Annotated in this window: 13 protein-coding genes, 1 tRNA gene and 2 pseudogenes; 11 read left to right on the forward strand and 5 right to left on the reverse strand. The window is 69.9% G+C overall.

From position 1 onward, the window contains the following. Positions 1–77 precede the first annotated feature (77 nt). Complete coding sequence (locus ACIBVL_RS16555) at positions 78–605, forward strand: isochorismatase family protein (RefSeq protein ID WP_399097842.1); 528 nt, start codon at positions 78–80, stop codon at positions 603–605. Positions 606–674: 69 nt separating this feature from the next. Here the strand turns inward: ACIBVL_RS16555 and fdhD are convergent, their stop codons facing one another. After that, positions 675–1,523 carry a formate dehydrogenase accessory sulfurtransferase FdhD gene (fdhD, locus tag ACIBVL_RS16560; RefSeq protein ID WP_399097843.1) on the reverse strand — a complete coding sequence of 283 codons (849 nt, stop codon included), beginning with the start codon at positions 1,521–1,523 and terminating at the stop codon, positions 675–677. A gap of 7 nt (positions 1,524–1,530) precedes the next feature. After that, a pseudogene (locus ACIBVL_RS16565) lies at positions 1,531–2,030 on the reverse strand (Fe-S-binding domain-containing protein); the annotation flags it as partial. Between the two features lie 150 nt (positions 2,031–2,180). On the opposite strand from ACIBVL_RS16565, the gene ACIBVL_RS16570 reads away from it, so the two are divergent. The 4 genes from ACIBVL_RS16570 to ACIBVL_RS16585 all read left to right on the forward strand — a co-directional run bounded on the left by ACIBVL_RS16570 (position 2,181) and on the right by ACIBVL_RS16585 (position 5,613). Further along, positions 2,181–3,518: an OFA family MFS transporter gene (locus tag ACIBVL_RS16570; protein ID WP_399097844.1), complete on the forward strand. Its 1,338-nt coding sequence runs from the start codon at positions 2,181–2,183 to the stop codon at positions 3,516–3,518. Next, positions 3,484–3,621 carry a hypothetical protein gene (locus ACIBVL_RS16575; protein WP_399097845.1) on the forward strand — a complete coding sequence of 46 codons (138 nt, stop codon included), beginning with the start codon at positions 3,484–3,486 and terminating at the stop codon, positions 3,619–3,621. Before ACIBVL_RS16570 ends, ACIBVL_RS16575 begins: the two co-directional genes overlap by 35 nt. A 171-nt stretch (positions 3,622–3,792) precedes the next feature. Further along, complete coding sequence (locus tag ACIBVL_RS16580; RefSeq protein ID WP_399097846.1) at positions 3,793–4,740, forward strand: beta-ketoacyl-ACP synthase III; 948 nt, start codon at positions 3,793–3,795, stop codon at positions 4,738–4,740. A gap of 198 nt (positions 4,741–4,938) precedes the next feature. Beyond that, positions 4,939–5,613: a GntR family transcriptional regulator gene (locus ACIBVL_RS16585; protein ID WP_399097847.1), complete on the forward strand. Its 675-nt coding sequence runs from the start codon at positions 4,939–4,941 to the stop codon at positions 5,611–5,613. A gap of 178 nt (positions 5,614–5,791) precedes the next feature. Here the strand turns inward: ACIBVL_RS16585 and ACIBVL_RS16590 are convergent. Further along, positions 5,792–5,970 (reverse strand): annotated as a pseudogene (locus ACIBVL_RS16590) (MFS transporter); the annotation flags it as partial. Positions 5,971–6,099: 129 nt separating this feature from the next. Between ACIBVL_RS16590 and ACIBVL_RS16595 the strand changes: the two are divergent. The 6 genes from ACIBVL_RS16595 (at position 6,100) to ACIBVL_RS16620 (ending at position 10,473) form a co-directional block, all read left to right on the forward strand. Continuing rightward, positions 6,100–6,184, forward strand: a tRNA-Leu gene (locus ACIBVL_RS16595). Positions 6,185–6,611: 427 nt separating this feature from the next. Beyond that, positions 6,612–7,781, forward strand: a complete 1,170-nt coding sequence (locus ACIBVL_RS16600) for an ATP-binding protein (protein ID WP_399097848.1) — start codon at positions 6,612–6,614, stop codon at positions 7,779–7,781. Further along, the gene (locus tag ACIBVL_RS16605) at positions 7,778–8,179 is read left to right on the forward strand and encodes a roadblock/LC7 domain-containing protein (protein ID WP_399097849.1); all 402 of its coding nucleotides are present in this window, start codon (positions 7,778–7,780) and stop codon (positions 8,177–8,179) included. The genes ACIBVL_RS16600 and ACIBVL_RS16605 overlap by 4 nt, the downstream gene beginning before the upstream one ends. Next, positions 8,176–8,553, forward strand: coding sequence for a DUF742 domain-containing protein (locus ACIBVL_RS16610; protein ID WP_399097850.1), 378 nt, complete (start codon positions 8,176–8,178; stop codon positions 8,551–8,553). Before ACIBVL_RS16605 ends, ACIBVL_RS16610 begins: the two co-directional genes overlap by 4 nt. Beyond that, positions 8,528–9,121 (forward strand): GTP-binding protein, encoded by a 594-nt coding sequence (locus ACIBVL_RS16615; RefSeq protein ID WP_399097851.1) that lies wholly within the window; start codon positions 8,528–8,530, stop codon positions 9,119–9,121. Before ACIBVL_RS16610 ends, ACIBVL_RS16615 begins: the two co-directional genes overlap by 26 nt. 8 nt (positions 9,122–9,129) lie before the next feature. Beyond that, the gene (locus ACIBVL_RS16620) at positions 9,130–10,473 is read left to right on the forward strand and encodes a cytochrome P450 (protein ID WP_399097852.1); all 1,344 of its coding nucleotides are present in this window, start codon (positions 9,130–9,132) and stop codon (positions 10,471–10,473) included. A 237-nt stretch (positions 10,474–10,710) separates the two neighbouring features. Here ACIBVL_RS16620 and ACIBVL_RS16625 read toward each other — a convergent pair whose 3' ends face one another. Next, positions 10,711–11,997: a flavin-containing monooxygenase gene (locus ACIBVL_RS16625; protein ID WP_399097939.1), complete on the reverse strand. Its 1,287-nt coding sequence runs from the start codon at positions 11,995–11,997 to the stop codon at positions 10,711–10,713. Between the two features lie 178 nt (positions 11,998–12,175). After that, positions 12,176–12,877, reverse strand: coding sequence for a GntR family transcriptional regulator (locus tag ACIBVL_RS16630; RefSeq protein ID WP_399097853.1), 702 nt, complete (start codon positions 12,875–12,877; stop codon positions 12,176–12,178). Positions 12,878–12,905 lie beyond the last annotated feature (28 nt).

The following is a 12,905-nucleotide window of genomic DNA, read 5'->3' on the forward strand; positions in this document are numbered from 1 at the left end:
ACGCCGACGCGAGCGGCACACCGGCCTGTTGATCCGGATGCCGGGTACGGACGGCTCATGACGGATAACGTTCCGTCATGACCGCACCCCTCGCGCTCGACCCCGCGCGCACCGCCCTCGTCCTCGTCGATCTGATGGACCGGATCGTCGCCCTGCCCCTGGAACCCCGCAAGGGCACCGAAGTGCTGTCCGTGGCCGAGGAGTTGGCGCAAGCCTTCCGTTCGGCCGGCGCTCTGGTCGTCCTCGTCCGCGTCGAACGCCCCGGCGTCGCCGAACAGCCGCCCGGCAGCGGACTCGTCCACGGGCTGCTCCGGGACGGCGACGCGGAGATCGTGAAGCGCACGATCGGCGCCTTTCAGGGCACGGGCCTGGACGAGCGGCTGCGCGCCCGCGGAGTGACCACCGTCGTGTTCGGCGGCATCGCCACCAACCTCGGCGTCGAGTCCACCGCCCGCGCCGCAGGCGACCTCGGCTACGACCTCGTCTTCGTCGAGGACGCCATGGCCGCGCTCACCGAGGCCGAGCACGAGGCCTCGGTCAAGCTGGACTTCCCGCGGCTGGGAACGGTCGTGCGGGCGGGGCAGGTGCGCCTGGCGGCGGACTGAGACGCGCCCCCTGCGGCGCGGGGGCGCTCCCCGCCGGGCCGGGTCCCCGCCGTGCCGCGGGGAACCGCGTCACCCCCGGACGGCCGCGGTCCGCAGGGCGATGCGGTCCTCACCCGCGTACACGTTCATGGAGGCGCCCCGCAGGAAGCCCACCAGCGTCAGCCCCGCCTCCGCGGCCAGGTCCACGGCCAGCGAGGAGGGCGCCGAGACCGCGGCGAGCACCGGGATGCCCGCCATCACGGCCTTCTGCGCCAGCTCGAAGGAGGCCCGCCCCGACACCAGCAGGAGCGTCCGGGACAGGGGCAGGTCGCCGTTCTGCAGGGCACGGCCGACCAGTTTGTCGACCGCGTTGTGCCGGCCCACGTCCTCCCGTACGTCCAGCAGCTCGCCGTCCTCGGAGAACAGGGCCGCCGCGTGCAGGCCCCCGGTCCGGTCGAAGACCCGCTGGGCCGCGCGCAGCCGGTCGGGGAGGCTCGCGAGCAACTCGGGTTCGACACGGACCGGGGGAGTGTCGGCGATGGGCCAGCGGGCCGTCGTACGGACGGCGTCCAGGCTCGCCTTGCCGCACAGGCCGCAGGACGAGGTGGTGTAGACGTTCCGCTCGAGGGTGATGTCGGGGACCGTGACCCCGGGGGCCGTCTTCACGTCCACCACGTTGTAGGTGTTCGAGCCGTCGGCGGTCGCGCCCGCGCAGTAGACGATGTTCTGCAGATCGGATACGGAACCCAGGACACCTTCGCTGACCAGGAAACCGGCGGCCAGCGCGAAGTCGTCCCCGGGGGTGCGCATGGTGATGGCGAGTGGCTTGCCGTTGAGCCGGATCTCCATCGGTTCCTCGGCGACGAGGGTGTCCGGCCGGGTGGAGACCGCTCCGTCGCGTATGCGGAGCACCTTGCGTCGTTCGGTGACTCGTCCCATGTGATGATCAGCCCCGGTTCTGTACGTGCTGGTAGCCGAAGCGGCCCTGGATGCAGAGATTGCCGTGGGTCACCGGGTTGTCGTGCGGCGAGGTGACCTTCACGATCTCATTGTCCTGCACGTGGAGGGTGAGATGGCAGCCCACGGCACAGTACGCGCACACGGTCCTCGTCCGCGTCTGCGCGGGTTCGTCCCAGATGCCCGCCGCCCGCCGGTCGTACTCCGGCTTGAAGGACAGCGCCCCCGTCGGGCGCACCTCGACGCAGTTCGTTCCCGTACTACCCGCGACGCCGAGTCGGTCAGCGGGACGTCGTGCTCCACGGCGATCCGGGCGTCGAAACCGGGGCCGGTCACCGAGGTCGCGAACGTGTTCTGCCACTGGTCGCCGCAGGCGTCGACGCACTTGTGGCACAGGATGCCCTTGTCGTAGTCGCGCACAGCAAGGTCGTTGTCGATCTCCGGTTCCTCGTCGAGCCGGGCGGCGTCCGTGCCGAAGCGGTCCGGCTGTGGGCCTTCAGGCAAGGGTGTGCGCAGCACCGGCCGTCTCCCGGGAAACCGGCCGGTCCGACCGTTCGTCGCATGCTGGATACCGCTCACCGCATACGGTCGACGCGCCGCCTTCTCAACGGCCGTGATCCTTCCTACCGTTCGGGTTTCATGAGTCCCCCTGTCGCACCGCCCGGTTGGAGCCGCTGGCTCGTGCCCCCGGCCGCCCTCTCGGTCCACCTCTCCATCGGCCAGGCCTACGCCTGGTCCGTCTTCAAGCCGCCGCTGGAGTCCGCGCTCGGCCTCAGCGGCACCGAGAGCGCGCTGCCGTTCCAGCTCGCCATCGTCATGCTCGGGCTGTCCGCCGCGTTCGGCGGCACCCTGGTCGAGCGCAACGGGCCCCGCTGGGCCATGACGGTCGCCCTGGTCTGCTTCTCCTCCGGCTTCCTGATCTCCGCGCTCGGCGCCGCCACCGAGCAGTACTGGCTGATCGTCCTCGGCTACGGCTTCGTGGGCGGAATCGGCCTGGGCATCGGCTACATCTCGCCGGTCTCCACACTGATCAAGTGGTTCCCGGACCGGCCCGGCATGGCCACCGGCATCGCCATCATGGGCTTCGGCGGCGGCGCGCTCATCGCCTCGCCCTGGTCGGCGCAGATGCTGGAGTCCTTCGGCGCCGACCACTCCGGGATCGCGCTCGCGTTTCTTGTCCACGGGATGTCGTATGCAGTCTTCATGACCTTGGGTGTGCTGCTGGTGCGTGTGCCGCGCACCGCTGGGGCGGCGGCCGCGGCCGGCCCGAGCAGTGTCACGGGTGTGCAGGTCTCGGCGCGTTCCGCGGTGCGCACCCCGCAGTTCTGGTGCCTGTGGGTCGTCCTCTGCATGAACGTGACCGCCGGCATCGGCATCCTGGAGAAGGCCGCCCCGATGATCACGGACTTCTTCGCCGACACCTCCACCCCGGTGTCCGTGACCGCCGCCGCGGGCTTCGTCGCCCTGCTGTCGGCGGCCAACATGGCGGGCCGCATCGGCTGGTCGTCCACCTCCGACCTGATCGGCCGCAAGAACATCTACCGCCTCTACCTGGGCCTCGGCGCACTGATGTACGCGCTCATCGCCCTGTTCGGCGACTCGTCCAAGCCGCTGTTCATCCTCTGCGCGCTGGTGATCCTCTCCTTCTACGGCGGCGGCTTCGCGACCGTCCCCGCCTACCTCAAGGACCTCTTCGGCACCTACCAGGTCGGCGCCATCCACGGGCGGCTGCTCACCGCCTGGTCCACCGCCGGAGTCCTCGGCCCGCTGATCGTGAACTGGATCGCCGACCGGCAGGAGGAGGCCGGCAAACACGGTTCGGACCTCTACTCCCTCTCCCTCTTCATCATGATCGGGCTGCTCGCCGTCGGTTTCGTCGCCAACGAACTCGTCCGCCCGGTCCACACCCGCCACCACGTCCCCGCCCCGAAGGAGGCCGTCGATGTCGCAGCCCGACAGCAGTCCGAGTCCGCCTGACCGGCGGCCGCTGATCGCGTTCGCCTGGCTCTGGGTGGGCGCCCCGCTCGCCTACGGGCTCTACGAGCTCGTGCAGAAGGCGACGAAACTGTTCACCGGCTAGAAGTTCGCCCTGCTCGCGGGCAGGCGTTCGGGAAGTGTTCGGGCGTCCGAGGGTTAGAGGGAAGCCGACAACCCCGGCGCCCGTTTCCTGTCGCAACACCTGTCCTCGTACCCGTGAGTCACTGATCAGACTGGTGGATCCCGCAACCCACGGCAACGAGGGGGACCCCCCATGAACGGCTCGCGCATCGCCGCCGTCGGCCACTACCAGCCCGCCAAGGTGCTCACCAACGAGGACCTGGCGGGCATGGTCGACACCAGTGACGAGTGGATCAGGAGCCGGGTGGGCATCCACACCCGCCACATCGCCGGCCCCGACGAGCCCGTGGACGAGCTGGCCGCGCACGCCGCCGCCAAGGCGCTCGCGGCGGCCGGCCTCGTGCCCTCCGAGATCGACCTGGTGCTGGTCGCCACCTCGACCGCCGTCGACCGTTCGCCCAACATGGCCGCCCGGGTCGCCGCCCGCCTCGGCATCCCGCGCCCGGCCGCGATGGACGTGAACGTGGTGTGCGCCGGCTTCACCCACGCCCTGGCCACCGCCGACCACACCGTCCGCGCGGGCGCCGCGACCCGCGCGCTGGTCATCGGCGCGGACAAGATGTCCGAGGTGACGGACTGGTCCGACCGCACCACGTGCGTGCTCGTCGGCGACGGGGCGGGCGCCGCGGTCGTCGAGGCCTGTCCCGACGGCACCGAGCCCGGCATCGCGCCCGTGCTGTGGGGGTCGGTGCCCGAGATGGGGCACGCGGTACGCATCGAGGGGCAGCCGGCCCGGTTCGCGCAGGAGGGGCAGAGCGTCTACCGGTGGGCCACCACCCAGCTGCCGCCGCTCGCCCGGCAGGCCTGCGAGCGGGCCGGACTCGCCCCCGAGGACCTGGCCGCCGTGGTCCTCCACCAGGCGAACCTGCGGATCATCGAGCCCCTCGCGCAGAAGATCGGTGCCGTCAACGCGGTGGTCGCCCGCGATGTCACCGCTTCGGGCAACACCTCCGCCGCCAGCATCCCGCTCGCCTTCTCCAAGCTCGTCGAGCAGGGCGCCATCTCCACCGGGGACCCGGTGCTGCTCTTCGGCTTCGGCGGCAACCTGTCGTACGCCGGGCAGGTCGTACGGTGCCCGTGAGGGGTCTGCCCGGGGGTTGTGTGACGCGTCCGACTGCGCCGGGGCGGGCAACCGTGCGCCGTAGACTGTAGACGAAAGGCAATCGATACTGGCTGTAGACAGTACGCAGTACACAGCGGACAGCCGACCCCCTTGCTTTTCGCATACGTGGCTTTCCGGCTGCAGTCGCCCGGCGCTGCCCAGGAGGGGAACCGACCGATGTTGTCGACAGGACTGCCGCAGGGCGCGGTACCCAAGCTCGAACGGCCAGGCCCGCTGCGCGACCGCGTCTACGAGGCGCTGCTCGAACTCATCGCCACCCGCGCTCTCCAGCCCGGGCAGCACCTCGTCGAGAGCGAGCTGGCAAGCCATCTCGGTGTCTCACGCCAGCCCGTGCGCGAGGCGCTGCAGAGGCTCAACACCGAGGGCTGGGTGGACCTCAGGCCCGCCCAGGGCGCGTTCGTGCACGAGCCGACCGAGGAGGAGGCCGACCAACTCCTCACGGTCCGTGCGTTGTTGGAGGCGGAGGCGGCCCGGCTCGCCGCCGCCCGCGCGAACACCGCCGACATCGACGCCCTGGACGAGATCCTGGGCCTGGGCCTGCAGGCCGTCGCCGACGACGACGTGGACGCGGCCGTCGCCCTGAACGCCCGCTTCCACGCCAAGATCATGGAGTTGGCGGGCAACGCGGTCCTCGCCGAACTGGCGGCCCAGGTCGACCGGCGGGTGCGCTGGTACTACACGCCGGTCGCCCGGCAGCGCGGCGAGCAGTCCTGGATCGAGCACCGTGATCTGATCACCGCCATTCTCAACCGCGACGAGCAGCTCGCCACCACCCTCATGCGCGAGCACACCGAGCACACCCGGCGCTCGTATCACGCCCGCGTCAAGTGACCTGGGGGCTTCGGCCCACGGGTTCGGGGCCCTGCGGCCCCCTGGGCGGACGCGCCGGCGGTGCGCACCCCCCGGCGGCCGGACGGGCCCCCCCGGGGCACCCGGCTGCCGCAGCAGCAGCGCGATGCCGGCCGCCACCATGGACACGCCGCCCGCCGGCGCGTGGACGCCGTCGTAGCCGGCCGATGCCGTTGACGACCGCCATGACACCCATCCAGGAGGCCGCCACCGGCGAGCCGAAGCCGGCGTCCTTGGCGTAGTCGACCTGGAAGGGGATCCCGAAGATCGACGCGCCGGCCGTCATCACGACGGACACCCACATCAAGGGCGGCATACGGTCCTGACGGCCTCCTTCGGATGGCCGAGCGGGCCCGCCGGGCCGCCACCTCCCCGCCGGGCGGATACGCAGGTGAAACGCACTCCGAAACCTTGGTATTGTTGTCCATGTCGCCGCGGGGAACACCCCCGTCCGGCGGCAGACACCTTGTCCGGGTGGCGGAATGGCAGACGCGCTAGCTTGAGGTGCTAGTGCCCTTTATCGGGCGTGGGGGTTCAAGTCCCCCCTCGGACACTCTCACCCTCCGTATCGAGCGGGCGTCCGCTCCGTGAGTGGTTGATGCCCGCACCCGGCCTCGCCGGGCGCGGGTTCTCTTGTTCCTGGCGCGGGGCTGAATGTTTGCCCCTCACCGGAATGTCGCGGAAGATCGTTTATCACTTGTTCTGTCGCACCCTGCGGACGCGCTGTTGCGGAGGCGTTCTCCGGTACGGCTGACGAGCCGTCAAGGTTCAGCAGGATCCCCATATTGACGGTCTGTGCCGCCCTCTTGTGGTGATACGATCACGCTCGCTTGTAGAGCGGGCGGATGGGTGCAAGACGACATCTCCGACTACGGGGACAGTCCGGGCGGCAACCCCGGTGTGGGCGGTCCGCCGGTCCACCCGCAATTGACGGGAATTCAGCAACTGGCCGTCAGTCGAGGCCGCCTGAAGAGAGTCTTATGACTGATTACATACAGAACCCGGTACTCTGGGCTCTCCTCGTCGCCCTCATCGTCACCGTCGCCCTCATCGTTCGCCAGCGCAGGGCAGCAAGGACGTTAAGGCAGGAGTTCGCAGATCTCCGGGCTCGTCACGCCGAGCTCGAGAACGGGTACGCGAAATCCGTCGAGGCAGCTCAGGAAAGAGCCGACGAGGCAACGAAAACGGTCCTGAAGTCCGCCATGCGGACTCTCCAGGGCCTTGCCGCGGAACAGCAGTTGATCGTCTCCCGACTGCAGAACAAATACGGTGAGTCGGTCATCCTACAAGACCTGTTGGAGATCGACCACACGAACTCGCAGTTCGGTCGCCGCGCCCAGTCCATCGCGGTACTCTGCGACGGCTGGCTCGGACGTCAGCGCGATGTGGCGTCGGTATACGACGTCGTCCGCAGCGCCCAGGGCAGGGTCCGCCATTACCGGCGGGTGGAAATTCTGTCTCAGGTCGACTTCGGTATCACCAGCCGCGCCGTCGAACCGGTCGCACTGGCCCTCGCCGAACTCCTCGACAACGCCACCAGCTATTCCAGCCCGGACACCGTCGTGGAAATCAACATCCGCACGGTGCCCAAGGGTATCTGCATCGTCGTCGACGATGCCGGTGTCGGAATGAACGACGAGGAACGGGCCCGCGCCGAGAAACTCCTGACCAGCGAGCGCGTCTCCGGTGTCTCCTCGCTCGGCAACCCGCCGCAGTTCGGCTTCGCCGTGATCGGCGTGCTCAGCGAGCGCTTCGGCTTCGAGGTGTCCGTGGACTCCACCTCCCCCTACGGCGGTGTCCGCGCGGTCCTCCTCCTGCCGCACGACCTGCTCACCAGCGCGCCCGAACAGAAGGAGCCGACGCCGGTCGCACCCCCCGTGACGACCGCCCCGGCCTCCAGCGGCCCCGAGGCCCCATTGGGCATGACCACCACCGCCGACGGTCTGCCGAAGCGGCGCCGCAAGCGGCCGATGGCCATCGTGCCCGGCAGTGCCAACGCCTCCGGTCCCGCCCGCTCGGGCGCCGAGACGGCGGCGATCATGGGTGCCTTCCAGCGAGGCACCCGATCGGGCCGGGCCACGCAGTCGGACCCCGCGGAACAGTCGAGCAGCACCCGTGGTGCGAGCAGCGAAGGGCATGAGTTCTCGTGAACGACGATCTGTCTTGGATGCTTGACAGCGCCCTGGAGATTCCCGGGGCCCTGCATGCCGTCCTGATCTCCGCCGACGGCCTGCTGATGGCACGGACGCAGGACTTCGGCAAGGACGACGCGGACCGCGTGGCCGCGGCGATGAGCGGGGTGCAGTCGCTCAGCCGTTCGCTCGCCTTCTTCTGCGAGGACGCCAACCAGCGCTGGCGGCAGACGCTGGTCGAGTTCGACGGCGGCTGGGTCTTCCTGATCTCCGCCGGCGAGGGCGCCTACCTCGGTGTCTCGGCCTCGCCGGACGTCGACATGCAGGACATCACCTTCCGGATGCAGCAACTCGTCGGCCAGCTCGGAAAGGCCCTCACGACCCCGCCGCGCGAGAACCTCGGCGTACGGTCATGACCGGCTTCGACGAACTGGAACCCCAGACGCCGGAGTTAGTGCGTCCGTACGTCATCACCAAGGGACGCGGACTGCCCGACGAGGACAAGCTCTCCCTCATCACCCTGGTCACGGCCGCCGCCGACCAGCAGCAGCGGCCCACCCGGCTGTCCCCGGAGGAACAGAACCTGCTCGACCTGTGCTCGGCAGGCTACCTCTCGGTCGCCGAGATCGCGGGACACACCCAACTGCCCCTCGGTGTGGTGAAGATCCTCCTCGCCGCCCTCACCGAGGGCGGCTACCTCGTCACCCGCCCGCCCGTGCAGCGGGCTCCGCTCGCCGACAGGGAGATCCTGGAGGAGGTGCTGAATGGTCTCAGGGCCAAGTTTGGATGAGAAGGCGTACGTCCGTGAGGGCGCGACCCAGACGGCGGTCAAGATCCTCGTCGTCGGCCACTTCGCGGTGGGCAAGACCACGTTCATCGGAGCGATCTCCGAGATCGAGCCGCTGTCCACCGAGGAGACGATGACGCGGGCCGCCGAGTCGGTCGACGACCTCAAGGGAGTCCAGGGCAAGACCACCACCACGGTCGCCATGGACTTCGGCCGTCTGACCATCAGCGACCGCGTCGTGCTGTACCTGTTCGGAACGCCGGGCCAGCAGCGTTTCGTACAGATGTGGGAGGACATGGCGCGCGGCGCGCTCGGCGCGCTGGTGCTCGTCGACCCCGAGCGACTCGCGGACTCCTTCGCCGTGATCGACCTCATCGAGCAGTACGGACTCGACTACGCCATCGCCGTCAACCACTTCGACGGCTCGCCGCTGCGCGACGAGATGGCCCTGCGCGACGCACTGGACCTGCTCGACGACACCCCCGTCGTCACCTGCGACGCACGGGACGAGAGGTCCTCGGCGGAAGCGCTGATCACCCTCGTCCGCCACCTGCAGGACCGTGCCCACTAGGAGCAGAAATGGACGCCCAACCCACCGCCCCCGTGCCCCCTCCGGGGTGCCCGGCGCACCAGCCCGGCGGCAGAGTGCCGCTGTACGGGCCGGAGTACGCGGCCGACCCGCAGGCTTACTACACCTATCTGCGGCACTACGGGCCCACCGCGCCCGTGGAGATCGTCCCAGGAGTCGAGGCCACCCTCGTCACCGACTACGCCACCGCCCTCCAACTCCTGCAGGACTCCGGCTCCTTCCGCAAGGACGCACGCCGCTGGCGGGACTTCAACGAGGGCCGCATCGCCCCCGACAACCCCGTCCTGCCCGTCCTCGCCCACCGGCCCAACTGCATGTACACCGACGGCGCCGAGCACCTGAGGCTGCGTCAGTCCATCACGGACAGCATGTCCCGCATCGATCCGATGCGGCTGAGCCAGAGCGTCGAGCGGATCTCCGACTTCCTCATCTCCCAGTTCGGCGAACGCGGTTCCGCCGACCTGATCGGCTCGTACGCCAAGCAGCTTCCGCTGTTCGTGTTCAACGAGCTCTTCGGCTGCACCGCCGACATCGGCGACCGTGTCTTCTTCGGCATCTCCGGCATGTTCGACGGAGTCAACGCCGACAAGGCCAGCGAGGTGCTGTTCCAGGCCGTAGGCGAGCTGATCGCCCTCAAGCGGCGCAAGCCCGGAGAGGACGTCACCTCCTGGCTGCTGAAGCACCACACCGGCCTGACCGACGAGGAGATGCTCCACCAGGTCTCCCTGCTGCTGGGCGCGGGAGCCGAGCCCCTGGTCAACCTCATCGGCAACACCCTGCACCGGCTGCTCACCGACGACCGGTACGCCAACGGGGGCGGGCTGATCGAGGAGGCGATGGACGACACGCTGTGGGAGAACCCGCCCATGACGAACTTCGCCGCCCACTATCCGGTGTCCGACATGGAGTTCGCCGGGCAGAAGCTCACCGCCGGTGACCTGATGCTGGTCAGCATCGCCGGCGCCAACACCGGTCCCGCGCTGTCGGCGGCCCGGCAGGCGGGCAGCAACCGGGCGCACCTCGCCTGGAGCGCCGGCCCGCACGCCTGCCCCTCGAAGGAACCCGCCCGGCAGATCGCCGTGTCGGCCATCGAGAACCTTCTCAACCGGCTGCCCGACGTGGAACTCAGCGTCCCCGAGGACAGTCTGACCTGGCGTCCGGGACCCTTCAGCCGCGGTCTTGTCACGCTTCCCGCGAGGTTCACCCCGGCCAAGCCGGTGGTCCGGCCGGGCCGGCAGACCACCACCCCGGCCCCGGTGCACGAGAGTGCCGGAGCGGGCCGCCAGGAACAGGCAGGGGTGTGGAGCAAGTTCCTCAACTGGCTGACGAAGTGATGCCTCCTCGCAGCCTTCCAACCGGCGCCTGATCGACGCCGTTCCCCCATCGCCGGGGGGAGGAGGGGCAAATGCGGGCGCTCTTCCCCAAGGCCCCGACTGCACAGGCATGAAGGCGAGACACCCGTCCTCCGGGGCGGGTCTCTTCTTGCCCTCGTCCCGTCGCGGCAGGCGCGGTCCATGGCCGGACGGCCGCTCGGCCGGCCGCAGTACATCGCCTCGGACCGCTCTCCGGCCTCACTCCTCGCGCAACTCCTCCAGATAGGGGGCCACGTTGACCTGGATCGACGCGCCCTCCCGCTGCCCGTACTGACCCGCGACACCGCTCAGGTACGTGGCGATCTCCTTGCGCATGACCTCCGTCTCCGGCAGCACCGCGGCACCGGTGACGAGCCGCGCGATCCACCGTGCCTGGGCCTCCACCAGCCGCGTGATCGAACCGACGGGGCGGATCAGACCGACGAAGAACAGACCGGGACGGTCCGGAGCGACGACCCGCTTGAACAACTCGACCGAGCCCTGCCGGCCGACCGGGCAACCGGGCTGCAGGAACGGGAAGGCCATCTGGTAGCCGGTGCAGTACACGATCGCGTCGGCCCTCATCGAGGTGCCGTCGGTGAAGGAGACCCGGTCGCCGTCGACCGAGTCGATGGCGGGCCTCGGCGTGACCGCGCCATGCCGGATGCGGCTGAGGATCTCGTCGGAGATGGTGATGGCCGAGGCGAAGATCGGGTGGTCCGGCTCGGGCAGGCCGTAGTCGCCGAGCCTGCCACGAGCGACCAGCAGTGCCTGCTCGACGAAACGGCGCTGCTCGGACAGGGACATGCCGATCCACCACGGCGCGTCGGCGATCTCGTCGAGGGCCATGCCGAACAACTGCTTGGGCACGATGTGCAGCCCCCGGCGCACCGAGAGGACCGTCTCCTCGGCGTGCCGGGAGAGATCCGCGGCTATGTCCACCGCCGAGGCGCCGAGCCCCACGACGACGACGCGCTGTCCGGCGTATTCGCTGCCGTCGAGGTAGTCGAGAGAATGGCGAATCGTTCCCGTGAACGTTTCGGCACCCCTCGGCAGAGCGGGCATCGACGGCTCCGAGTTGTGCCCGGAAGCGACGATCACCTGCGTGAAGCCACGGGACGAGAGCGTGCCGTCGGCGTCCCGGCTGACCACCGTCCACCCACCGTCGGCCTCCTGCCGTACGGATTCCACGGTCGTCCCCAGCTCGACGCGGTCCAGTACGCCGGCCCACTCGGCGAACGAGCGCAGATAGGCGGCCATCTGACTGTGACGGGGGTAGAGCGGGTAGGAGGCGGGCATCGGGTAGTCCGAGTAACCCGTCAGCTGCTTGGCGGTGTTGAGGTGCAGCGACAGATAGCCGGGGCCGCGTTCGCCCGCCTGCGGCCGACGCCAGATTCCGCCGACGTCGCTCGCCTGCTCCAGGCAGACGAAGTCCACTCCGGCGGTCTTCAGGGCGTGTGCCGTCGCCAGCCCCGACAGACCCGCACCGATCAGACACAACCGCACCGATTCCCCCACAGGTCGGACACCATCCTCTCGCACCGGCACATGATTGCCCGTCCGGCGCAGCACTCACGCTTCGCCCGCCCGCGACAAGGATCACAGCGGGCTTCGGGGACAGGACGGGTATCGGGGGAGGGAATGGGCGAGTACGAGGACGGCGTCGGGGCCCACTCGCGGCCGGTCATTCTCGGGCGGATGCCCACAACCCCCGCACATGCCCCAGATGCCGGGTCATCACCTCGCGTACGGCCCGCTCGTCGCGCGCCAGCAGGGCGTCCAGGAGTTCCAGGTGTTCCTCGGCGGAGGCCATCAGCCGGCCCGAGGTGACCAGGGCGGTCAGGCCGTAGAGGCGGGCCCGGCCACGCAGGCCCCGGACCACCTCGACGAGGTGGGCGTTGCCGGCCAGGGCGAGCAGGCCCAGGTGGAAGCGGGTGTCTGCCTCGACATAGGCGATGAGGTCGCCCGCGACCGCGGCGGTGACGATCTCCCGGGCGGCCGGCCGCAGCGCCTCCAGCGACACCGGGTCGGCGGTCGTCGCCAGCGCCGCGACCGTGGGGATCTCGATGAGCGCGCGGATGTGCGTGTACTCGTCGAGCTGCTGGTCGGAGACCTCGGTGACCCGGAACCCCTTGTTGGGGACCGCGTCCACCAGGCCCTCCTTGGCCAGGTCCAGCATCGCCTCGCGCACCGGTGTCGCCGAGACGCCGAAGCGGGCGGCCAGGGCCGGCGCCGAGTACACCTCACCGGGCCGCAGTTCGCCCGCGATCAGCGCGGCCCGCAGGGCGTCGGCGACCCGCTCGCGGTAACTGCTGCGCCGGCCGCCGAGCACGGGGAGCGACGGTGCTGCGGGCTGCGGGCTGTTGCTCCGGTGCGGGGCGGCCATGGTGGTTCTCCTCGGAAAGGGCGGTGCC

Source organism: Streptomyces sp. NPDC049687, from assembly GCF_044465285.1.
Taxonomy (GTDB): Bacteria; Actinomycetota; Actinomycetes; order Streptomycetales; family Streptomycetaceae; genus Streptomyces.